The sequence below is a fragment of the Gluconacetobacter tumulisoli genome, assembly GCF_014174155.1.
GTDB classification, from domain to species: Bacteria; Pseudomonadota; Alphaproteobacteria; order Acetobacterales; family Acetobacteraceae; genus Gluconacetobacter; species Gluconacetobacter tumulisoli.
This window is the reverse complement of record NZ_JABEQM010000015.1, coordinates 43,691-65,590: the sequence shown is the minus strand read 5'-3', so window position 1 is coordinate 65,590 and position 21,900 is coordinate 43,691. Positions and strand designations below refer to the sequence as shown.

Annotated in this window: 25 protein-coding genes and 1 tRNA gene; 7 read left to right on the top strand and 19 right to left on the bottom strand. The window is 67.3% G+C overall.

Annotation, left to right across the window (positions count from 1 at the left end):
* The first annotated feature begins 441 nt into the window (after positions 1 to 441).
* A complete protein-coding gene (locus HLH28_RS15500) occupies positions 442 to 741 on the top strand; it encodes a con-10 family general stress protein (RefSeq protein ID WP_182960827.1) in 300 nt (99 codons plus the stop codon).
* A gap of 665 nt (positions 742 to 1,406) precedes the next feature.
* On the top strand, positions 1,407 to 3,788 hold the full coding sequence (locus HLH28_RS15495) for a TonB-dependent receptor (RefSeq protein ID WP_220790127.1): 2,382 nt from the start codon (positions 1,407 to 1,409) through the stop codon (positions 3,786 to 3,788).
* Between the two features lie 441 nt (positions 3,789 to 4,229).
* Here HLH28_RS15495 and HLH28_RS15490 read toward each other — a convergent pair whose 3' ends face one another.
* Positions 4,230 to 4,607, bottom strand: a complete 378-nt coding sequence (locus HLH28_RS15490) for a hypothetical protein (protein WP_182960823.1) — start codon at positions 4,605 to 4,607, stop codon at positions 4,230 to 4,232.
* Positions 4,608 to 5,099: 492 nt separating this feature from the next.
* On the opposite strand from HLH28_RS15490, the gene bfr reads away from it, so the two are divergent.
* Entirely contained in the window at positions 5,100 to 5,588 is a 489-nt protein-coding gene (gene bfr, locus HLH28_RS15485) for a bacterioferritin (RefSeq protein WP_182960821.1), read from the top strand.
* Positions 5,589 to 5,723: 135 nt separating this feature from the next.
* On the opposite strand, the gene HLH28_RS15480 is transcribed toward bfr, so the two are convergent.
* The 3 genes from HLH28_RS15480 to HLH28_RS15470 form a co-directional block, all read right to left on the bottom strand.
* Positions 5,724 to 6,302 (bottom strand): histidine phosphatase family protein, encoded by a 579-nt coding sequence (locus HLH28_RS15480; RefSeq protein WP_182960819.1) that lies wholly within the window; start codon positions 6,300 to 6,302, stop codon positions 5,724 to 5,726.
* A gap of 114 nt (positions 6,303 to 6,416) precedes the next feature.
* Positions 6,417 to 7,298, bottom strand: a complete 882-nt coding sequence (locus tag HLH28_RS15475) for a YihY/virulence factor BrkB family protein (protein ID WP_182960817.1) — start codon at positions 7,296 to 7,298, stop codon at positions 6,417 to 6,419.
* Positions 7,299 to 7,311: 13 nt separating this feature from the next.
* Positions 7,312 to 7,461, bottom strand: coding sequence for a hypothetical protein (locus HLH28_RS15470; protein ID WP_182960815.1), 150 nt, complete (start codon positions 7,459 to 7,461; stop codon positions 7,312 to 7,314).
* A 218-nt stretch (positions 7,462 to 7,679) separates the two neighbouring features.
* On the opposite strand from HLH28_RS15470, the gene ung reads away from it, so the two are divergent.
* Complete coding sequence (gene ung / locus HLH28_RS15465) at positions 7,680 to 8,525, top strand: uracil-DNA glycosylase (protein ID WP_338029751.1); 846 nt, start codon at positions 7,680 to 7,682, stop codon at positions 8,523 to 8,525.
* 41 nt (positions 8,526 to 8,566) lie between these two features.
* Here ung and HLH28_RS15460 read toward each other — a convergent pair whose 3' ends face one another.
* Positions 8,567 to 9,196 carry a LysE/ArgO family amino acid transporter gene (locus HLH28_RS15460; RefSeq protein WP_182960813.1) on the bottom strand — a complete coding sequence of 210 codons (630 nt, stop codon included), beginning with the start codon at positions 9,194 to 9,196 and terminating at the stop codon, positions 8,567 to 8,569.
* Between the two features lie 68 nt (positions 9,197 to 9,264).
* Between HLH28_RS15460 and HLH28_RS15455 the strand changes: the two genes are divergently transcribed.
* Both HLH28_RS15455 and HLH28_RS15450 read left to right on the top strand, forming a co-directional pair.
* Entirely contained in the window at positions 9,265 to 10,170 is a 906-nt protein-coding gene (locus HLH28_RS15455; protein ID WP_456305446.1) for a LysR family transcriptional regulator ArgP, read from the top strand.
* A gap of 116 nt (positions 10,171 to 10,286) precedes the next feature.
* The gene (locus HLH28_RS15450; protein WP_182960811.1) at positions 10,287 to 11,060 is read left to right on the top strand and encodes a VOC family protein; all 774 of its coding nucleotides are present in this window, start codon (positions 10,287 to 10,289) and stop codon (positions 11,058 to 11,060) included.
* A gap of 11 nt (positions 11,061 to 11,071) precedes the next feature.
* On the opposite strand, the gene HLH28_RS15445 is transcribed toward HLH28_RS15450, so the two are convergent.
* The 14 genes from HLH28_RS15445 to HLH28_RS15380 form a co-directional block, all read right to left on the bottom strand.
* Entirely contained in the window at positions 11,072 to 11,815 is a 744-nt protein-coding gene (locus tag HLH28_RS15445) for a TerC family protein (protein WP_182960809.1), read from the bottom strand.
* A 102-nt stretch (positions 11,816 to 11,917) separates the two neighbouring features.
* Positions 11,918 to 12,259 (bottom strand): hypothetical protein, encoded by a 342-nt coding sequence (locus HLH28_RS15440; protein ID WP_182960807.1) that lies wholly within the window; start codon positions 12,257 to 12,259, stop codon positions 11,918 to 11,920.
* Between the two features lie 238 nt (positions 12,260 to 12,497).
* Positions 12,498 to 12,573, bottom strand: a tRNA-Phe gene (locus tag HLH28_RS15435).
* 55 nt (positions 12,574 to 12,628) lie between these two features.
* Positions 12,629 to 12,853 (bottom strand): DNA gyrase inhibitor YacG, encoded by a 225-nt coding sequence (locus HLH28_RS15430; RefSeq protein ID WP_182960805.1) that lies wholly within the window; start codon positions 12,851 to 12,853, stop codon positions 12,629 to 12,631.
* Positions 12,850 to 14,007, bottom strand: coding sequence for a ribonuclease E/G (locus HLH28_RS15425; RefSeq protein WP_182960803.1), 1,158 nt, complete (start codon positions 14,005 to 14,007; stop codon positions 12,850 to 12,852). The genes HLH28_RS15430 and HLH28_RS15425 overlap by 4 nt, the downstream gene beginning before the upstream one ends.
* Positions 14,004 to 14,648 (bottom strand): Maf family protein, encoded by a 645-nt coding sequence (locus tag HLH28_RS15420; protein WP_408869858.1) that lies wholly within the window; start codon positions 14,646 to 14,648, stop codon positions 14,004 to 14,006. The genes HLH28_RS15425 and HLH28_RS15420 overlap by 4 nt, the downstream gene beginning before the upstream one ends.
* Before the next feature lie 13 nt (positions 14,649 to 14,661).
* Positions 14,662 to 14,880: a translation initiation factor IF-1 gene (gene infA / locus HLH28_RS15415; RefSeq protein WP_003622234.1), complete on the bottom strand. Its 219-nt coding sequence runs from the start codon at positions 14,878 to 14,880 to the stop codon at positions 14,662 to 14,664.
* A 142-nt stretch (positions 14,881 to 15,022) separates the two neighbouring features.
* Positions 15,023 to 16,336 (bottom strand): histidinol dehydrogenase, encoded by a 1,314-nt coding sequence (hisD, locus tag HLH28_RS15410; protein WP_182960801.1) that lies wholly within the window; start codon positions 16,334 to 16,336, stop codon positions 15,023 to 15,025.
* On the bottom strand, positions 16,333 to 17,028 hold the full coding sequence (gene hisG / locus HLH28_RS15405) for an ATP phosphoribosyltransferase (RefSeq protein ID WP_182960799.1): 696 nt from the start codon (positions 17,026 to 17,028) through the stop codon (positions 16,333 to 16,335). Before hisG ends, hisD begins: the two co-directional genes overlap by 4 nt.
* Positions 17,029 to 17,226: 198 nt before the next feature.
* Positions 17,227 to 18,489 (bottom strand): UDP-N-acetylglucosamine 1-carboxyvinyltransferase, encoded by a 1,263-nt coding sequence (gene murA, locus HLH28_RS15400; RefSeq protein WP_182960797.1) that lies wholly within the window; start codon positions 18,487 to 18,489, stop codon positions 17,227 to 17,229.
* 10 nt (positions 18,490 to 18,499) lie between these two features.
* Positions 18,500 to 19,054, bottom strand: coding sequence for a dCTP deaminase (gene dcd / locus HLH28_RS15395; RefSeq protein WP_182960795.1), 555 nt, complete (start codon positions 19,052 to 19,054; stop codon positions 18,500 to 18,502).
* 85 nt (positions 19,055 to 19,139) lie between these two features.
* Entirely contained in the window at positions 19,140 to 19,349 is a 210-nt protein-coding gene (locus HLH28_RS15390; RefSeq protein ID WP_182960793.1) for a hypothetical protein, read from the bottom strand.
* Positions 19,350 to 19,403: 54 nt separating this feature from the next.
* Entirely contained in the window at positions 19,404 to 19,640 is a 237-nt protein-coding gene (locus HLH28_RS15385) for a hypothetical protein (RefSeq protein WP_182960791.1), read from the bottom strand.
* Positions 19,630 to 20,859 (bottom strand): glycosyltransferase family 4 protein, encoded by a 1,230-nt coding sequence (locus HLH28_RS15380; protein WP_182960789.1) that lies wholly within the window; start codon positions 20,857 to 20,859, stop codon positions 19,630 to 19,632. The genes HLH28_RS15385 and HLH28_RS15380 overlap by 11 nt, the downstream gene beginning before the upstream one ends.
* A gap of 88 nt (positions 20,860 to 20,947) precedes the next feature.
* Here HLH28_RS15380 and HLH28_RS15375 point away from each other — a divergent pair, with 88 nt between their 5' ends.
* Positions 20,948 to 21,721 (top strand): tetratricopeptide repeat protein, encoded by a 774-nt coding sequence (locus HLH28_RS15375; protein ID WP_182960787.1) that lies wholly within the window; start codon positions 20,948 to 20,950, stop codon positions 21,719 to 21,721.
* Positions 21,722 to 21,900: the final 179 nt, after the last annotated feature.

Below are 21,900 nucleotides of genomic sequence, written 5' to 3'. Positions count from 1 at the left end.
TTTCATGTCTTGCATGAAAAGCGGCCGGGGCCGCAATGCCGTTGCGCCTCGGCGGACATTTCACGGCGGGGCAGTGCTGTCTACGCGGCAGAACCACGCGGGTTTCTCCCGGTACGCACGTGGACGCCGGCGCGTGGCCAGCCCGGCGGAAGAAGGCAGGCGGTCCCGGAACGACAAGGCGTGTCGGCACGGCCGGTGTCTGCCTTTTGCCCCACTTGTGGCTGGATATGTCTCTGGTGCCTTTCGGATCGGCCTGCCTTCGGTTCCGGCTGCTCCGTGGCCCTGCCGGAATCGCGTGGTGTGGGAACCGATTGGACGCCGCGCCGTTGAATGCGTCCCGGCTGGATCGGCCGGGCTTCTTCCTCACTGAACGCCCTGACGGGGGTGAGGAAAAACAATGATATTATAACAATAATATTAGAGTATATGGGAGGATCGATCATGATTGATCGTATCTGCATCCAGCATTTCGATCTCCGCGCGATGGCGCCCGCCGACAGTCGTGGCGGGGGAGGCAAGGAACATAATCCGGGAAATTTCGCCAATAATCCGGAAAAAGCGTCCGAAGCGGGGCATAAGAGCCGACAACACAGTTCGGGGGGCGTTGCGGACAATCCCGGGAAAAGCACGGAGGCCGCTCATAAAGGCGGCCAACATAATCCTGGAAATTTTGCCGAAGATCCTGAACGGGCGGCGGAGGCCGGACGCAAGGGCGGACAGCATAGCCACGGCAAGAGCTGACATCCGGCATCGGCGGGGCCCCTGAGGGTCCCGCCTTCGCCCCGCCGGTTCATGGCGTGGCGCGCCGGCGTGCCCCTTGCCGCAGGCTGTTCGCGGCGAGGCATGGGGATGCTGTCAATGCCACAAGCTGGAGGGCAGCACTGCCTCGATCGCAATTACCGCCCCCACGAGGCGAAAAGGAGCTGATCGCTCTGATCGGAAGCCGGGCAGGGGGGCCGACTCTCAGAGCCTGTTGGGAAATGCGCGCTGGCGGCGATCCGACGTGCGTTTCCTGTGCTTCGCGGCGGGCGGCCATCAAGGCCGCTCCGCTCCGATGCTCGGAAACACACGACGGGCGCGGCTTCGAACGGCCGCTCTCGCTCACCAGCGCGCATTTCCCGACAGGCTCTCAGCCATCAGCTTTTCCCTGGTTACAGTCCGCCCCAAGGCTGCCGAAGACCGACGCAGTGGCGGAAATCCGCCGTTATGGGGACAGGGATGGCGTCATAAAACTGTAACAAAACCTTCGCAAAATCTATACACAAATCAAATAGGAGTTATTGCACAAGGTCCCGTCTCTGAAACTTTTTTAATCTGGATGGGATATGCATTTGTTCCGGCTATCACACGTTCGGCGCTCATCGCGCCTGGCGGCCATGGGGCTGGCTGCCCTGGGAACGTCCGCGGTGACCTTGCCGCAGCAAAAGGCCATCGCGTCCACGGCAGCGGCGGCGGACACGCAGCCCAACGCGGCCGGCAGGAAGGCCGCCGGCGGGGCGACGGCAGCCGGGACGCCGCGTGGCAGCATGCCTGCCTTGAAAAACGCCCCGGCCGCGGGGCCGCAGAGCGAATCCATCGTGGCCACCGCCCGGCGGGTCCGCTCCGAAATCACGGTCGGCGAAAAGCAGATCCAGCGGTTGCTGCCCGGCATGTCGCCGCTGCAGGCGCTGGAGGTCCTGCCGGGCGTGGTCTACACCACGGCAGACCCCTGGGGCGCGACCGAGCAGAACGCCGCGATCTATATCCATGGTTTTGCACAAAGCCAGCTGGGCTTCACCATGGATGGCATTCCGCTGGGCGACCAGACCTATAACAATTATAACGGCCTGTCTCCGCAGCGCACCGTCAGCAGCGAGAACGTGGCGCGCGTTTCGCTGTCGTCCGGCGCGGGTGACCTGGGCACGGCATCCAGCAGCAACCTGGGCGGCACGATCCAGACCGTCTCGTCCGACCCGACGGCCACGCGCGGCGGACGCATCTCGCAATCCTTCGGCAGCTATGCGGCATTCCGGACATTCGGCCGCTTCGATACGGGTACGTTCGGCAATAACAACAGCGCCTATATCAGCTTCCTGCGACAGGATGCACGGGCGTGGGACTATCACGAGCATCAGGGCGGCAAGCAGGTCAACGTCAAGTTCGTCCATGACGGCGCCACCGATCGCATCACCACCTATTTCGACTGGATGGACAAGGCGGAAGGTAACGAAGACGCCGTCGTGTTCCCATCCGACGTCTATACCCGGCCGTCATTCTATCCCGACCTGACCCAGGCGATGGCGTACCTGGACAAAAGTGGCACGCCGCCGGCCGCCGCCGGGCTGAATTTCCGCGATTACGCCAGTACCGCGATCCGCCAGGATTTCATCGGCTATATCCGCGACGAGCATCATTTTTCCGACGCGCTCACGTGGACGAACACGGTGTACGGGCACCATGATGCCTCGGCGGGCGTCGTCACCACGCCGGTGAATGCGTCGGGCATTTCGAAGATCCTCCAGGCCTATTACCCGGGGCAGAATATCGTCCAGCTGTTCGGCGGCTCGGGCTTCACCAACCGCACCACGGAATATTCCATCAATCGCGTCGGGCTGACATCGGCGCTGGATTACAAGATCGGCGCGCACACGATCGAGATCGGCGGTTGGTACGAGCGTAACGTGAACACGTTCGAACGCCGCTGGTATCCGTTTTCGGCCACCGATCCGCTGTCGCCCTATACCCGGCCGACCGATCCGCTGATCAACCAGTTTGCCAATGATTTCTACACCAACACCTTCCAGACCCATATCCAGGACCAGTGGCATGTTCTGCCTGGTGTCGTGCTGCAGGCCGGGTTCAAATCCAGCCTGCAATATACCAACGGCAGGCTGACGGTTCCGGCCCTTGCGGCTTCGCTGTCACCGGCGGGGGCCAGCACGGCGGCCGGCGGCCAGATCGATGCGACCGATGCCTTCCTGCCCGATTTCGGTGCAACCTGGCATCTGGGCCCGCATGACCAACTGTTCGCGAACATCCAGAAAAACATGCGGGGGTTCCAGGCGCTGGGCTTCGGCTATGCCACGCCGTGGGGCATTCCCAGCCAGGCCGGGTTCGAGGCATTCCGCCGCGAAGGAAAGCCCGAGACCTCCTGGACGTATGAGACCGGCTGGCGTTTCAACCATCCGCTGGCATTCGGCCCGATCCAGGCGATCGACGGACAGATCTCCTATTATCACGTCGATTTTTCGAACCGCCTGCTGACCGTCAGTTCCTCGCCGCAGATCACCAGCCTGACCGGGGCGGCGTCGCTTCTGGAAAACGTCGGCGGCGTGACGACGAACGGGGCGGACATGGAATTCACCCTGCGGTTCGGACGCCATTTCTCGCTCTATGACGCGGTGTCGTACAACCATTCGGTCTACGACAACAATTATATGTCGGGGAGCACGAGCGTCGCGACCGCCGGCAAGAACGTCGTGGCGGTGCCGGACTGGATGAACAAGTTCATTTTCGCCTATAACAATAACGGCTTCTTTGCCCAGTTGACCGGCGATTATATCGGCAAGCGCTATGCGACCTATCTGAACGATCTGTCGGTGCCCCCGATGGCGCTGTTCAGCTTCAGCAGCGGCTATACCTCTCATGCCCTGCCGGTCCTGAAGGAAAGCAGCATCCAGTTCAATATCACCAATCTGACGAACACGCGCGGCGCGGATACGATCCTGGCGACGAACGCGTCAAAGCAATATACCGCCTATCCTGTCGCGCCGCGGCAGTTCTTCGTGACCCTGACCGGCCGCTTCTAACGTTCGGACAGATCGCGGCGGCCCTGCCGGCGCGATCTGTTCCGTGACGGATGCGCTTCGTCGCGGACGAGGGATGAAGAAAGGGAAGGAATTCCTCTCCCCTCAGGAAAACGGTTTGTGAACGCGGCGTAAAGATAATACCCGCCCAAATCCTTGCCGATCCGATGCGCTGGAACGCCTGCGCAAGACGGGCCGGCAGTCTGGTTCGCGATCGGCGTCAGATCTTCGGACAGGCTGGGCCGTAAATCCTGCCCGGGCCCGATGCCCGGCAGGTGACGGTTTTGTTTCTCCGGAACGGCGCCGCAGCATGACATCCGTTTAACGCCTGATCCTGCGGCCTGGGCATCCGGCAGCAATTCGCGTGTCAGGAAATCGCCCTTATGGGGGGAACGCCGGCAAAATGTGACGGGATGGCACCAGAAGGGCCGCTCTCCTGATCCGTCACTTCGCGGAGCCAGTCGGCAACGGTGACCGGTTCATGCCACCATTGGCGGTCCGGCCAGCCAGACGTCCGGCGCCCAGAAGGGAACCGGTGCCTGCAAGGCATGCCCCCAGCATGGCCAGCGCCGCCATCACCCGATCGGGGATATCCCCTTCCGGGAAGACAGGCCGCAGCGCCCGCCGGAGATCCGTGACCCGCCCGTTCTGGGAAACCTCGACGGCATCCAGCAGATGATGTTCGACCACCGTAGGCGCCTGGAATGGCCCGATTCCGGACGGGCCCCGGGCTCCGGGCGGCATCTGCCCGGCGGCATCGGCAAGCGTTTTCGCCAGATGCGGATAATCCTCCGAAAGCCAGGACAGCGACAGACGCGTCATCGGGCCGTCCGGCGATGTGTCTGTCCGGGGTGGGTTGGTCATGAAATGACGCATCGCACGAAGCGCAAGGCGTTCGCTGGGTGAAAGACCGTTCATGGATGTTGCCTGATGGGTCATGGCTATTTCCGGGCACTGCCGTGCCGGCTCCCTTGTCTGTCGTCGTCTGATCTTATATGCGACAGATTCTTATTTGCATCAAAAAGATGGCAGGACACCCATGACAAAACGGCGAGTACACCGCCTTGCGCCGGAGCGGCGCCAGGATCCCAGGCAACGTGTCCGCGCGAAAAGAATCCTCATCCGCGGGAGAGCGGGCGCACCCTGGTGTCGACTATGCCCCTGACAGCACTGGATTACGTGCCAACCTTGGGTTGAGATTGATAATCATGTGTATTAGAACATTGATATTGCTGCGTTTTTTGAATTTACAAAGCATCGCGTGCTGCGATACAGCGGAGTGACGACTTCCCACGAGATAAGAAAGCAGCGTCCATGCCCATCAAGGACCCCAAGGTCATCGAGCACCTGAACACGCAGCTCACGAACGAGCTGACCGCGATCAACCAGTATTTCCTGCATGCCCGCACCCTGAACCATTGGGGCGTGACCCTGCTGGGCAAGAAGGAATATGAGGAATCGATCGAGGAAATGCGCCACGCCGACTGGCTGATCGAGCGCATCCTCTACCTGGGCGGTCTACCGAACGTGCAGCGCCTGAACACCATTCTGGTCGGCCAGGATGTCAAGGAGATCCTGGAATGCGACCTCAAGCTCGAGGAAAAGGCGCTGGTCGACCTGCGTGAAGGGATTGCGTATTGCGAGAGCGTGCGGGATTACGTATCGCGCGATCTTCTGCTGAAGATCCTTGAGAACGAAGAAGAGCATGAGGATTTCCTCGACCGTCAGTTCGACCTCATCAAGCTGGTCGGGATCGAGCGCTATATCCACCTGAACTCGGCCCCCGCGCCCGATCAGACCTGATTTCCACAGGGGGCGCGAAGGCTTTCGGACCGACGCGACCCTTCAGGTTCTCGCGCGCAGATTCCTCCCGGCCATTGGGCGCAACTGCGCACCGATGAAGGCGGGGACGGGCGGCGGAGGATCGGGGGTCTGCCGTCAGGTACCGAATTCCAGAGGCGTTTCGGGGTCGCCCGGCAGCAGCCGCTGGCAATATTGGGCGAACTGCCACGGTCCTGTGGCGGCCTGCCGGCGGAGGCACCAGATCACGTCGAAACGTGCCTTCGGCCAGGTCCAGCCGGCTGGAATTTCCGAAAGAACCTGCGGGGCGACAATGGCACGCGCCAGTGCCGCGATCCCCTCGTGCTGCCAGCATACCAGCTGCGTGCCTGCATGGCGCCGCAGTTCCTCGGCGAATGGCGCCTCCATGTTCAGGCTCCAGTCCAGTTTCACCTCCAGCGACAGCCGTGCCGCGAGCGGCCCCACCGTCTGCTGGGGCCGGTGGCTGTGTCCTCCTCCTTCGCGGAGGGCGGAGGCGTAGATTTTCTCCGGGTTGGGCAGATCCGGGCGAACCCGCCCGTCCCGGCCCAGAAGCAGGGCGAGCGCGCCCGCACGCTGCCAGCCCCGGGCGTTCAGGGCGCGATCGTCGGTCAGCCCCTCGGGGGAAAGGCCGGTTTCCTGCCTTTCCTTGTCGGGCTTTTCCGCATGACGCAGGATCAGGATCTCCGAAACCGCCATGAATGCACCGTCTCCTCCCGGCCTCCGGCATGACGGACGTCCGAACGCATCGGGGTCGTGGCTGGTTGCGCCGTGCCGTCCGCCCGTGGGTGGTCACGTCCAGGACGGAAAGGGTCACGCCGCGGTTTTGCGGCGCGCGGCAAACGCCCGCGTGAATTCCGCGCCGATAAGGAAGATCTGCGCGGAATAATAGACCCACAGGATCACGACGATCAGTGCCCCGGCCGCGCCGTAGGACGCCGCGGAGACGGCATGGCTGATGTAGAACCCGATCAGCGCTTCGCCCACCATGAACATCGCCGCGGTCGCGATCGCGCCGGTCCAGACATCGCGCCAGGCGATCGGCGTATCGGGCAGGATCTTGTAGATGGCCGCGAACAGAAGCGTGACCAGCCCGAAGGTCAGGATCAGGTTCAGGATCTGCACGAGGATGGCAATGTCCGCAACGATCCATTCAATGCGTTTCATGACGGCGCTGACGGCCGCGTTCAACGTCAGTGACACCATCAGCACGAAGGCCAGGGCACCGACGAGTCCCAGGCTGGCGACGCGCTGGTGCAGCAGGCGGCGTGCGGACAGATCTTCCAGCGGGGAGCCGGCCTTCCAGATCACGTTCAGGGCCGTCTGCATTTCCCCGAACACGCCGGTCGCGGTGATCAGCAACATGACCACGCTGACCACCCGTGCCATCAGGCCGGCGGGACGCCGATGCGCGGCGGCGATCATCGCCTGCACGGCGTCGGCATTTTCCTGGCCGATCAGGCCACGCAGCTGGTCGGCAACGGCACCCTGTGTCGTATCGGGACCATAGACGACCCCGACGATATCCATGATGATCGCCATGATGGGGACGATCGAAAAGATCGTATAGAACGCGATGGCCGCGCCACGGCTCAGCCCCTCGTCGGCGATGAAGCCGCTCACCGTCTTCCGGACCAGGTCCCATGCGACGCCGATCCAGTGGAGGCGCGCCGTGCCAGCGGGGGGGCGGATCATCGTGGGAAGACCTCTATCCCGACGGGGGCGAAGCGGGCGGGCGACGCAGGATCCTGGGCCGGGCGACATCGCGCAGGGCGTCAGAACCGCCCGGCATGCCGGGCATGATGTCGCGGATGGCCATTGTCGCGCAGACCTCGGACATCGGATCTACGACGGTCATGGTCGGCATGGCTTCACAATCGAGGACCGATGGCGATCCCCCATCGAACGACCGGCATCGCCGCGGGACGTCCCTTCCATCGCGCTGCGGGAATGGGAAATCCCGCAGGGGCGGATCGTGATCCGGATAGGCAGTCGGTGCGCCCATTCGCTGACCTCCTGTTCGATGTCTGCCCGATCGTCGAATGCAGGGCAGGGCGGCCGGCGGGATGCCTTGGAATGGAACAGGCGCGCACCGGCGAGGTTGCCGGAATTGCCGCTTCTCGCAGAAGCGTTATGTGCGCGGGATGCCTTCCGATGTGCGTCGGGCACGTGACGGCCCGCTGGTATTCTGCCCCATGTGGTTTAAATGGCGCCCCAAGGGGGAATGCTATGACGGCAGAAACGGTCAGACTCGCCAAAAGCTGGAGAGAGGCGCTGGCACCGGAATTCGACGCGCCTTACATGCGTGCGCTGAAAGATTTTCTGATCGCGTCGAAGAACAGCGGCAAGGTCATTTTTCCGAAGGGTGGAGAGTATTTTCGGGCGCTGGACCTGACGCCGCTCGAATCCGTGAAGGTCGTCATCCTGGGGCAGGATCCCTACCATGGGGACGGCCAGGCCCATGGATTATGCTTCAGTGTAAGGCCGGGCGTCAGGATTCCGCCGTCCCTGGCCAATATCTACAAGGAAATCCAGGCGGATCTCGGCATCCCGCCGGCGCGTCACGGCTTTCTGGAACATTGGGCCAAGCAGGGTGTCCTGCTGCTCAACAGCGTGTTGACCGTCGAACGCGCCTGCGCCGCATCGCATCAGGGCAAGGGGTGGGAACGCTTCACCGACGCGATCATTGCCCGCGTCAATGCGCAGGAGCGGCCGGTGGTTTTCATGTTGTGGGGTGCCTACGCCCAGAGAAAGGCCGCCTTCGTCGATTCGTCGAAGCATCTGGTCCTGAAGGCAGCTCACCCTTCGCCGCTCTCGGCACATAACGGCTTTTTCGGCTGCCGGCATTTTTCCAAGGCGAACGAATTCCTGGTCAAGAACGGTTTGACGCCCATCGACTGGCAATTGCCGGAGAAGCCCTGACCGTTCACGCCGTGTGGCGGGTCGGCAACCTTATCCGCCGGTCAATGCCATCCGGCCCAGGCCCGTGCCGCCAGCAGGCCGGCGAGGGCGAACATCGTCGCCGCAACCAGACCGTCCAGGATCCGCCAGGCGACGGGCCGGGCGAAGACGGGCCGGAGAAGCCGCGCCCCGAACCCGAGGGCCACGAACCACGTGGTGCTGGCCGTTCCCGCGCCCGCCACGAATACCGGCCGCATCGCGCCCGGCAGGGCGCCGCCCGCCGCCCCCATCAGCATGACGGTATCGAGATAGACGTGCGGATTCAGGAAGGTGAACGCCACCGCGCGACCGAGGACGGCGGCAAGCGTCGCGTTCCCGCCCCCCGCGTCCGCAACCAGCGTTCCCGGCGCGATCGCCCGCCGCAGGGCGTCCAGCCCATACCAGAGCAGAAACGCGGTTCCCCCAAGCGTCAGGACCTGCGCCAGCCCGGGCAGGATCGCGAGGACCTGGCCGATTCCGGCCACGCCTGCCGCCACCAGCGCCAGATCGGCCAACGCACAGAACATGACGATGGGCACGATATGCTCGCGACGCAGGCCCTGGCGCAGGACGAACATGTTCTGGGCGCCGATAGCGACGATCAGGGCGGCCGAGAGGCCGAAGCCGCTGGCGAAGCTGGAGGAAAGGGACATGGCGCTTTCATGCCCGGCGGGCCGTGTGTAATCCAGCTTAAGTTCCTACGCGTGGTTAAGTATATCTAATGCAGATGCTCGATTACACATCCCTGGCCGCCGTCGCCTCCGTTGTGCGCGAAGGCAGTTTCGAGCGTGCCGCCATCATGCTCGGCGTCACGCCGTCCGCGATTTCGCAGCGGGTGCGGACATTTGAAGAGCGTCTCGGTGCCATCCTGATCGTACGCGGCCAGCCTTGCACGGCGACGCCGGTCGGCGCGCGGCTGTGCGCCCATTTCGCGCGCGTGCATCTGCTGGAAGGGGAAATGGTCGCGGCGTTGCCGGCGCTTGCGGGACAGGCGACCGGCAAGGGGGCGCCGACGGTGCGCGTCGCGGTCAATGCCGACAGCCTGGGCGCCTGGTTCCTGCCGGCGATCGCGGCCTTCGCACAGGCGGGCGACGTGCTGCTCGACCTTGTGATCGATGACGAGGGCCATACGGCCGAACGCCTGCGCTCGGGCGAGGTTCTGGCCGCCGTGACCACGGATGCGGCGTCGGTCCAGGGGTGCAGGACGATCGCGTTGGGTGCCCTGCGCTATGTCGCGGCGGTCTCGCCGGCTTTCATGCGGCGCTGGTTCGCCTCCGGTGTCGACGCGCAGACCCTGGCGAAGGCGCCGATGCTGCGGTTCGACCGACGGGACACGCTCCAGGCGCGGTGGGCCCGCGCGGTGGTCGGCATCGAACTGGCCGCGCCGACCCACTGGCTGCCGTCTACCCATGGTTTCCTGGACGCCTCGCTGGCCGGACTGGGCTGGAGCGTGCATCCGCTGCCGATGGTGACGGAGCATCTCGCGGCCGGCCGTCTGATGGATCTTGCGCCGGGGCATGCGCTGGATGTGCCGCTGTACTGGCAGCACGCCCGGATTGGCGCGCATCTGCTCGACAAGCTGACCGGGGAGGTCGTCGGGGCCGCGCGGCGCAGTCTTGTGACCTGACCATGTCCGCGGTCGGGCCTTGATGCGCGGGGGGTGCAATCCCACGATCAGCGGAGGCGTTCAAACCGTCGCCGCCCGTTCGGCCGGGCCTCGCAAGCAGAAATGGAAGCAACGTCATGTCCACGTCCCGTGGCCAGTTCGTCTGGTGTGAACTCGCGACCCTGGACGCCCCCGCGGCGTCCGCCTTCTACCGTGCCGTCGTCGGCTGGAACATGGGGGACGCCGGCCTGCCCGACCGGGACTATACGGTCCTCAGCGCCGGCCAGACGCCCATCGGGGGGCTGGTGGCGATGTCCCAGGCCGATTGCAAGTCCGGCGCGCAGCCGGGGTGGATCGGCTATATCGCGGTTGACGACATCGATGCCATTGATGCGCGCATCACCGACGCCGGAGGCGCGATCCTGCATCCGGCCAGCGACATCCCGGGCATCGGGCGCTTCGCGATCGCCAGCGATCCCCAGGGCGCGGTCTTTGCCGTGTTCCAGGCCGGGGGCGAGGGAGCGATGGGCCCTGCGGTGCCCGGCACGCCCGGGTCGGTCGGCTGGCACGAGCTTCTGGCCCAGGAACGGAAATCCGCCTTCGCCTTCTATGCCGACCTGTTCGGCTGGGCCCCGGGCGAGGCGGTGGATATGGGTGAAATGGGCATGTACCAGATCTTCACGATCGGCGGCGTGCCGGCCGGCGGCATCATGACCCGTACGGCGACCATGCCCGCGCCGTTCTGGTTGTACTATTTCAACGTGGACCACATCGATGCGGCCATCGGCCGGGTGCGGAAGGCGGGCGGCCATATCACCAGCGGCCCCCACCAGGTGCCGGGCGGAAGCTGGATCGTGCAATGCGTCGATCCGCAGGACTGCACGTTCGCCCTGGTTGCGCCCATGCGGTGACCCTTTCCTGATTACATCCTGTCCTTTCGCCGGCGGGCCCTTGCCGCGCCACGCCGGCGAGAGGCCAGCAGGTTGAGACCTTCGACCAGGATCGAAAATCCCATCGCCGTGTAGATGTAGCCGCGCGGCATATGGAACCCGAACCCGTCCGCGACCAGGACCATGCCGATCAGCAGCAGGAAGGACAGGGCCAGCATCTTCACGGATGCATTCCGTTCGATGAAGGCGGTCAACGGTCCGGAGGCCACCAGCATCACGGCGATGGCCACGATGATGGCCGCCACCATGATCCGGATATCCTCGGCGATGCCCACCGCCGTGATCACGCTGTCGATCGAAAACACCACGTCGAACAGGGTGATCTGCAGGACGGTCGACGCGAAGCCGGGATGCACGCGGGTGGCCGCCGCATGATCGTCCCGCCCTTCGACGCGCAGGTGAATCTCGCGCGTGCCCTTGAACAGCAGGAAACCGCCGCCGGCGATCAGGATCAGGTCGCGCCATGAGAACCCATGCCCAAGCACCGACAGGACGGGCGTTGTCAGATGCACCATCCAGACGATGGACCACAGCAGCAGAAGCCGCGTCCCCAGTGCCAGCCCCAGCCCCAGCCTGCGCGCGGACGCCTGCCTGGCGGCGGGCAGACGGCCGGCCTGCAGGGCAATGAAGACCAGATTGTCGACGCCGAGCACGATTTCCAGTGCCGCCAGCGTCGCGAAGCTGGCCCAGACATCCGGATCGAGGAGCCACGCCATGGTCAGGGGGCGCCGGGCGAATGGCGATCCACGTTACCGCTCGTGATGCCCGTCGGGCCTGGATCGGCAGGGAGGGGCATGCCGTTTCTCGCTTCCGGCAGTTCAGTCGTGTGACGATGTCGGGGACAGTCCCATCCAGTGCGGATGACGGGCTTCGATCCAGCAGAGAATGCGATCGCTCCCCCGTCGGATCGCCGGCACGTCCTCGGCCAGCAGCAACAACCCCAGGGGCAGCATCCAGAGCCCGAAGACCGGCAGCAGGGCGAACAGGCTGGCCACGACCAGCAGGATACCAGCGGGGACGCGCACCCAGCGTGCCGCCGGTCGCCGCAGCCAGCGCACAGGCGGTTGCAATTGCGACGGTAGACGCCCGATCAGAAGCTCGATCCGTCTTTCCCGATTATCGCGGTCTTTCTGACCGTCATCGAAAGCCTGGTCTTCCATGATCCCGGCTCCTTGCCCGACCCGTTCGGAAGTCCCTTCCGGACGACAAGGACATGAGTCCGCGGCGTGGAGCCTGCAAGGCCGCTGGCGGAGGGATCTGCGCGCCGCTGCCGCAAAATGCGCAGGCCGGCTTCATTAGGCAGATAACCTGGACGAACGTGCCGCCCTGGCGAGAACACCCGGGAGCAGGACAAAACCAGCGTGCAAGCTGCGGAAATCAAAGCATTGGGAAAATGCGTGGTGCCCAAGGGCGGATTCGAACCACCGACACTGCGATTTTCAGTCGCATGCTCTACCAACTGAGCTACTTGGGCACCGGGCCGTTGTCCGGCGCGGCGATCCGCCTGGGCGGGCGCCGTGGGGGGTGATCTATCCCACCTCATCGTCGGGATCAACCCGTCTCGGATCGTTTTCGTCGAAGATTTGTGCGTCCTCGCTTCGGTCCGGCACGCGGTACTGTTCCGAAAACCAGCGGCCCAGATCGATGTCGGCGCAGCGTTTCGAGCAGAATGGTCGAAACGCCGTCTCGGCCGGGCGGCCGCAGGTCGGGCACGGGGGGCGGGGAGCGGACGGCGGGGAAGTGGGGTCGGTCATGGTCGATTCTCCGGCCCCGACAGGGTCCAGCCCAGGGGCGGCAAGGACGGGTCGAGCTGCCGGGCCGGCAAGTGGCCCGCCAGGCGCGTCGCGTCTGCGACGGCATCCGGATCGCGATCCAGCGCCCGGGCGATGTCGGTCCCGACCCGCAGGGTGGCGGCCGGGCCCGGCGTGCCGCGCGTGGCGCGGACCCAATGGCGCAGGGCGCGCAGGGCCTGTCCATGCGCGCCCGACACCAGTTCGTGCAGCGGCGGCCGGACGCGTGACCGCAGGATCTCGGCCAGGCCCAGCGCCGTGAAGCCGAGGAAGCGCGGGCGTAACGGGTCGCACGCCAGCGACTCCTCGAAAATCGGGCGCAGCGCCTGGCGCTTGCGGATGGCCAGGCCCGCCACGTCCAGAATGATGGCGCCCGACAGGTTGCGCAGGCGGATCTGATGCAGCAACGCCGGCAGCGCGTCGCGGTTGGCGGCAAATTGCGCGGTCTGCTTGGCCCGGCGGTCCGCGCTGGCCGCGCCGCCATCCATGTCGATCGCCACCAGCGCCGGGGTCGGCGTGATGGTGGCCCGCATGCCGCCCGGCAGGTCGACGGTCGGGTCGTCCAGGGCGTCGGACGCGGCTTCGGTCTCGGCGTCGAAGGCGTTGGTGGTCCGCAGCATGCGGTTGCGCAGCGCGGACGGAATACGCGCGCCGACCGATGCGTCGTCGATCAGGATCGACGCGTCGGGCCACGCGGCGGCCAGCGCCTCCAGTGGTGTCGGGCCACGCGCCAGCAGGGCCGGGGGACCGGTGCGATCGGATTCGGGCACGGCGTCGGGTGGGCAGGCGGCCAGACGCGCGCCCTTGCCGCCCTGCGCGCTGCGCATGATACGGACCAGGACGGCATCGCCCTCGGTCAGGCCGGCGGCCCCGGCGGAATCGGGCAGGAAGCCGCTGGCGCCGTCGGTCAGGTCGACGAACGCGCCGCCCATGGCGGGCATGCGGGCGACGATGCGACCGCGATGGAGGTCGCCGATGCCGTCCGGCGCCCCGGGCCGCCACAGCGCGTACTCGATCAGGCCCGCGCCTGCGGCACCGTCTTCGTCCGTGCGGGCGTCGTCGGTGACGGCGATGCGGATTTCGCCCGGTGCGCTGGCGGCCCGGATCCGGATGGTCACCGGATCCAGTCCCCTTTCTGGCCGCGCAGCATCTGCGCGACCTCGAACAACGGCAGGCCGACCACGTTGGAATGGCTGCCGGACAGGAAGCGGATGAAGGCGGCGGCGTGGCCCTGGATGGCATAGCCCCCGGCCTTGCCGTCCCAGTCGCCGGCATCCAGCAGCGCGTCGATCTGCCGTGCCGTCAGGCGCGAGAAGGTCACCGTGCTCTCGACCAGGCGTTCGGCCGCGCGGCCGTCGGTCCAGGCAGCGGTGGGGCGCAGGGCGATGGCGGTCAGCACCGTATGGCGCCGCCCCGACAGCAGGGCCAGGCAGCGCCGCGCGGTGTCGCGGTCGCAGGCCTTGGGCAGGATGCGCCGGCCGACCGCGACCACGGTGTCGGCGCCCAGCACCAGGGCGGGTTCCGCCAGGCCGGCGGCGACGGCAGCCGCCTTGTCGCGCGCCAGCCGCAAAGCGTACGGGCGCGGCAATTCGGCCGGGCCGGGGCATTCGTCGATGTCGGCGGCGATCACATGCCGGGGCACGAGCCCGATCTGCGCCAGCAGGTCGCGCCGGCGGGGCGAGGCGGAGGCAAGGACAAGTCCCGGCCCCGGACCGTCGGCACCGGGGATGTCGGCCGACAGGGGAGACTGTCCGGTCACGGGGCGCGTGGCCTTACTTGAAGCGGAAGGTGATGCGACCCTTGCTCAGGTCATAGGGGGTCATTTCGACATTCACCCGGTCGCCGGCCAGCACGCGGATACGGTTCTTGCGCATCTTGCCGCTGGTATGCGCCAGGATCATGTGTTCGTTGTCCAGCTTGACGCGGAACATGGCGTTGGGCAGCAGCTCGGTCACCGTGCCGCTGAATTCGATCATGTCTTCCTTAGACATCGTGTCCTTCGATCATCTGGTTGGCCGTCGTCCGTTCGGCCGTCATGGGCGGGCGAAGCCGCCGGAGCGTTCCCTTTCGGGAGATGCCCGGTGGCCTGGAAATGGATTGCAGGCGGATATGTGCGGATTGTGAGCGTCGCGGTCAAGTTCTGTCCGTATCCGGGCCCAGCGCGTCCAGCCGTGCCGACACGCTGAGCGCATGCGCGTCCAGCCCTTCGGCGTGCGCCAGGGCGACGGCGGCGGGGCCGATCCGGCGTAGCGCGTCCGGTCCCGCGCCGACGAAGGTCGTGCGCTTGAGGAAGTCGAATACCGACAGGCCGGAGGCGAATCGCGCCGTGCGGCTGGTCGGCAGGACGTGGTTCGGGCCGCCGACATAATCGCCGATGGCCTCGGCGCAATAGCGGCCCAGGAACACCGCCCCGGCATGCCGGACCTTGGCGAAGAGCGGTTCTGGGTCGGCCAGCAGCAGTTCCAGATGTTCCGGCGCGATCTCGTCGATCAGAGTGGCGGCCTCGTCCTCGTCGCGGACGGTGACGATGGCGCCGTGGCCCGACCAGCTGGCCCCGGCGATGGCGGCGCGGGGAAGGGTACGCAGCTCGGCCTCGACGGCCGTCGCCACGCGATCGGCCAGGTCCGGGTCGGTCGTGATCAGGATGGATTGCGCCATGGCGTCATGTTCGGCCTGCGCCAGCAGGTCCAGCGCGACGATACGCGGATCGTTGCCGCCATCGGCCACGACCACGACCTCGGACGGGCCGGCGATGCTGTCGATGCCCACCCGGCCGAACACCTGCCGCTTGGCCTCGGCGACATAGGCGTTGCCGGGACCGACCACGCGGTCGACCGGGCGGATGGTCGCGGTGCCGTAGGCCATGGCGCCGACGGCCTGCGCGCCGCCGACGCGATAGATCTCGCTGACGCCGGCACGGCGGGCCGCCGCCAGGACCAGCGGGTTCAGCACGCCGTCGGGCGTGGGCACGCACATCGCCAGCCGCCCGACGCCGGCGACCCGGGCGGGCAGCGCGTTCATCAGCACCGATGACGGATAGGCCGCCGTGCCGCCCGGCACGTACAGCCCCACGGCGTCCAGCGCCGTCCAGCGCATGCCCAGGCTGACGCCGTCCGCGTCGACATAGCGCAGGTCGGATGGCATCTGGGCGCGGTGGAAGGCCTCGATCCGTCCGGCGGCCAGGTCCAGCGCCGCCAGCAGGGGGGCGGGGACTGCGGCGCAGGCGGCCTCGATCTCGGCCTCGGTGATGCGCAGGCCGGCGGGGGTCACCGTCATCCGGTCGAATCGCGCGGTATAGGTGCACAGGGCCTCGTCGCCCCGAGTGCGCACGGCGGCCAGGATCTCGGCCACCGGGGCGTCGACGCGGGCGGTGTCGCCTTCGCGGTCGGCCAGCAGGCGGGCGAACGCCGCCCGGAAATCGGGCTGGGTGGTATCCAGGCGCTTCATGCGGTGGCGGTCTCCCGGCCGGTGGTGGCGGACAGGGCGTGGCGGAAACGGGCGATCAGCGCGCCGATCCGTTCCGGCTGGGTCTTCAGCGCCGTGCGGTTGACAATCAGCCGGCTGGTGACGCTGGCGATCGTCTCGGTCTCCTCCAGCCCGTTGGCGCGCAGGGTCGATCCGGTATCCACCAGATCGACGATCAGTTGCGACAGGTCCAGGACCGGGGCCAGCTCCATCGCGCCATGCAGGTGCACGATGTCGGCGTTGATGCCGCGCGCGGCGAAATGCCGGCGCGTCAGCGCGGGGTATTTCGTGGCGACCCGTACCCGCGACCAGTGGGCCGGGATATCGGTCGCCCCATGCCCGACCGGGCGGGCGACCGAGACCCGGCAGGCGCCGATCCGCAGGTCCAGCGGCGCGTAGATCTCGGGATAATCGAATTCCATCAGCACGTCCGCGCCGCAGATGCCCAGCTGCGCGCCGCCGAATGCGACAAAGGTCGCGACATCGAACGATCGGACGCGCACGACGTCCAGCATCGGGTCGTCGGTCGGAAAGCGCAGGCGACGGCTGCCCTCGTCCAGGCAGTCGGAGGCAGGGGTGATGCCGGCCCCGGCCAGCAGGGGGGCCGCGGCCTTCAGGATACGCCCCTTGGGCAGGGCGAGGACCAGCGGCGTGTCCGGGGTCGGGGCGGTCATGCGTTCTCCAGGTACAAAGCGTGCCCCGGGTACGGGGCGGCCGCCGTCAGGCGCCATGTGCGCTGCGCCTTATCACATTTTGCCCGGTCGCAGGAAGGGCACGCGGGGCCGGCGCCGCCCGCGTGCGGTAGGGCAGGTGGTACCCGTCAGGGCCTCAGCCCCTGACCCGCGAAAGGGCAACGCCCTGTTGCCTTGTAATCAGTCCTGCACGCGTTCGATCTGCGCCCCGCAGCGGGCCAGCTTCTGTTCCACCGCCTCGTACCCGCGGTCCAGATGGTAGACGCGGCTGAGGATGGTTTCGCCATGCGCCGCCAGTCCCGCGAGAATCAGAGAGAAGGAAGCCCGCAGGTCGGTCGCCATGACCGGCGCGCCCGACAGGGAGTGGACGCCCCGGATGATCGCCGAGGAGCCGTGGACGTTGATGCGCGCGCCCATCCGGTTCAGTTCCGGGACATGCATGAAGCGGTTTTCGAAGATCGTCTCGGTGACCATCGAAGCCCCCTCGGCGACCGACAGCAGGGCCATGAACTGCGCCTGCATGTCGGTGGGAAAGCCCGGATAGGGTTCGGTCATGATGTCCACGCCACGCAGCGCCCCGGTGCGGCGGACGCGCAGGGCATCGTCTTCCTGCAGGACCTCGACGCCCGATTCCTCCAGCGTGCGCACGACGGCGCCCAGATGCTCCAGCCGGCCGCCGACCAGGCGCAGGTCACCGCCGGTGATGCCGGCCGCGCAGGCATAGGTGCCGCATTCGATGCGGTCGGGCATGACGTGGTGCGTCGCGCCGTGCAGGGCCTCGACGCCGTCGATCGTCAGCGTGCCGCCGCCCGTTCCCGTGATGCGTGCGCCCATGCTGTTCAGGCAGGCGACCAGGTCGCCGATCTCGGGCTCGCGCGCCGCGTTGATGATCTCGGTCCGGCCGCGCGCCAGGCAAGCGGCCATCAGCAGGTTTTCCGTGGCCCCCACCGACGCGAACGGCAGGACGATGCGCTCGCCCACCAGGCCGCGCGAGGCGCGGGCGTTGATATAGCCGTTTTCCAGCGTGATCTCGGCGCCCAGCGCCTCCAGCCCCTTGAGGTGCATGTCCACCGGGCGGGTGCCGATGGCACAGCCGCCGGGCAGCGACACGCGGGCCTCGCCGCAGCGGGCCAGCAGCGGGCCCAGCACCAGGATCGATGCGCGCATCCGCGATACGATGTCGTACGGGGCCTCGGTATTGGTGATGGCGCCGCCGACCGCGAGCGTCCCGCCGGTACCGTCCAGATCCTCGACCGTCAGGCCGTGCTGCTCCAGCAGCCGGCGCATCGTGGCGATGTCGGCGATTCGCGGGACGTTGTGCAGCACCAGCCGTTCCGACGTCAGCAGGCCCGCGACCAGAAGCTTGAGCGCCGCGTTCTTCGCGCCGCCGACGACGATGTCGCCCCGCAGCCGCTGTCCGCCGCGAATGATGAAACGGTCCATGCGCGGACTCCTACATCCGGGGCGTGGCGACGCCGCGCTGCCCCATGTATTTTCCCGCCCGGTCGGCGTAGCTGACCTCGCAGGGCGAGGCGCCCTGGAGGAACAGGAACTGGCAGATGCCCTCGTTGGCATAGATCCGCGCCGGCAGGGGGGTGGTGTTGCTGATCTCGATCGTCACCTGGCCTTCCCATTCCGGCTCCAGTGGGGTGACGTTCACGATGATGCCGCAGCGGGCATAGGTCGACTTGCCCAGGCAGACGACCAGCGTGTCGCGCGGGATGCGGAAATATTCCACCGTGTGCGCCAGGGCGAAGCTGTTGGGCGGGATGGTGCAGACCGGCACGTCACGCGTGACGAAGCTGTTGGCCGCGAAATTCTTGGGATCGACGATGGCGTTGTCGACGTCGGTGAAGATCTTGAATTCCGACGCCACGCGCGCGTCGTAGCCGTAGGAGGACAGGCCGTAGGAAATCACGCCCTCACGTGTCTGATGCTCCACGAAGGGTTCGATCATCCCCGCCTCGCGGGCCATGCTGCGAATCCAGGTGTCGGGCATAATGGGCATGTATCTTCGGCCTCCGTCGCGTGGAGGGAAACGATCGTCCCCCTGTGCCTGCCCGACCACTAGCGAAGGGCGAGGCGAACCGCAATCACGCGTTTGCGTCGTCGCTTCCGTCGCCGTTCGCGTCGTCTTTCCCGGTTGGTTCGGCGGGGGCCGTGTCGGCGCGGGCGCGCGATTGCTGCTTGCGCCGGCGCAGGTTCTCGCGCAGGGCCGCCGCCTCTCGGGCGTGGCGTTCCTGCCGCGCGGCTTCGGCGCGTTCGGCGGCGGTCGGCGAGGGGGACGTGGGGGGACGGGTCATGATCGGCGCGATCCAGCGACAGGTGGCGGCGGGGGGAGAGAGGCCAGGCCGATCTTATCTTTGACGGCGGGCGGTCCAGAGCAGGCCCAGCGAGGTCGCCATCAGCATGGCGCCCACGATGTCCAGCGCCAGGATCGGCCAGCCCCGCCCGATGACCGGCCAGTGCCACTGGGCCTGGCCGATTTCCAGCAGGATGCTGCCGCCGAAGCAGAACAGCGCGATGCTCTGGGTCCATGACACTGCCCGGGGGGCGGGACGGGGACCGGGGGGCCGGAAGGGATCATTCTGCATCGTCGGAACCTGTCGTGTCGGTAAGATCGGCCGTGGCGGCGAACTGCCAGGCCAGGGTGGAGCCCAGCAGTTCATCATAGACCACCAGCGTCGCGTACTGCATGGCGGCGGTGGTGTACTGCGCCAGGACGCTGGCGCGCGCTGCCTGGCCCAGGGCCGCGCTGTCCTGCGGCGGCATGGCCAGGACGTGGCGGATCGCCAGGGCCAGCGCGTCGGCGTCGCCCGGCGGGACGGTCAGGCCGGTTTCGCCGTCCGTCACGGTTTCCATCGCGGCGCCGTGGGCGGCGACGATCACCGGGCGGGCCATGGCCTGGGCCTCGACCACCACGCGGCCGAACGGCTCGGGGTGCAGGGAGGGCACGACGACGACGTCGGCCAGCGCGAAGGCCGCCGGCATGTCCGCGCAATGACCGGCGAAATGCACCCGCCCGCGCAGGGCCGGGTGTGCTTCGACCGCGCGCAGCAGGGCCTGGCCGTGGCGGTCGCGCGTGCGGGCCGGGCCGACGAAGACGCAGGCCCAGTTCCGCCCGCATCCGCCGGCGGTCTCCATGCGCGCCAGGGCGTCCAGCAGCAGGGCCTGGCCTTTCCACGGGGTGATCCGCCCGGGCAGCATGACGATCGCCGCGTCGTCCGGCAGGCCCCATTGCTCCGCCAGGGCCTGCATGCGCGGGCCACGGACCGAATCGGGATCGAACCACGCGGTGTCCGCGCCGCGCGGGATCAGCCGCAGGCGGTCCGGACCTACTCCGTAGTCGCGTGCCAGCCGCCCGGCGATGAAGGCGCTGATGGCGATGACCCGGCGTCCCGACGCCATGACGGCGTTGTACCGGCGCTTGCCCGGCACGTTCTCGCGGTACACGCCGTGCCAGGTCGTCACCAGCGGGATGCCGGTGCGCCGGCAGGCCAGCGCGGCCGACCAGCCGGGCGCGCGCGATCGGGCGTGGACCAGCGCCACGTCGTGATCGGCGATCAGACGCGCCAGCCGCCGGGCGTTGGCCAGGATCGTCAGCGGGTTCTTGGAGCGCAGGTCGATTTGCAGGTGCAGGGCGCCGACATGGCGCAGGCGCGGCACCAGCCGGCCGCCGGCGCTGGCCACCAGGGCGGTGCCGCCCGCCCGGATGATGGCGTCCGCCATTTCGATGGTGCCCTGTTCGATTCCGCCGGCATCCAGCGCGGGCAGGACCTGTAGGATAACGGGACGATACGGCGGCGACTCCATGCCGGCTGCCTTAGCATGAACGGACCGGAAACGCATCGGCCTGCCGGGCGGGCTTGACCGCCTTCGCGGTACGGGACCCAATGGCCGCATGACATCGACCTTCCTGCGGGCCGTGCGGCACGCGCCGGCCCCCGCCCTGCTGACCGGATGGCTTGTGGCGGCGGCGCCGGGGGGCGTTCATGCCCGCGCGCCGGAACTGACCGCATGCCTGGCGCGGCTGCCGGATGATCCCGACGGCGCGCGCGATTACGCCGCCGCCTGGGCAGGGCGGGGCGGCGGGGCGGAGGCCGCACGCTGCGGGGCGCTGGCGCTGGTCGCGCTGGGCGATCCGGGCGACGCGGCGATCGTGCTGGACGGCCTGGCGCATGCCCCCGGCGACCCGGCGGCCCGCGCCGACATCGCGGACGAGGCGGCGCGGGCCTGGCAGGCCGATGGTGACCCCGCGCGGGCATTCGACAGCGCCGGCTATGGCCTGGGCCTGCGTCCCGGCGACCCCGGCCTGCGGATCGTCCGGGCACGGGCGGCGGTGGAAAGCGGCCACGCCCCGCAGGCGATCGCCGACCTGTCGCCGCTGCCTGATACCCCCGACATCCTGACCGAGGCCCTGGTGGTCCGCGCGTCGGCCTACCGGCGGCTGGGACGGATCGACCTGGCCCGCGCGGATATCGACGCGGCCATGCGCCGTGCGCCGCAGGACGTCGCGGCCCTGCTGGAACGGGGCATCGTGCGGCAGCGGCAGGGCGACATGCCCGGCGCGCGGAGCGACTGGGAACAGGTGATGGATCTAGCCCCGGATTCCCGGCAGGCCGACATGGCCCGGCAGGACCTGGCGGTGCTGGAGGCCGATCCCGACGCACCGTGACGCGTCCCCGGGGGACAGATTCCCGAGATGTTCCCGGCGCGGGCAGGCGTCACGTTCGCGTCATATGTGACCGTGTAACATGGACATGGTCCCGGCGTGTGCTACAGGTCTGGTCATGGGGTGGAACACCACCTCCAAGAAGATAGAAGAACAAGAAGAACCAAGAAGAAACGGAAACC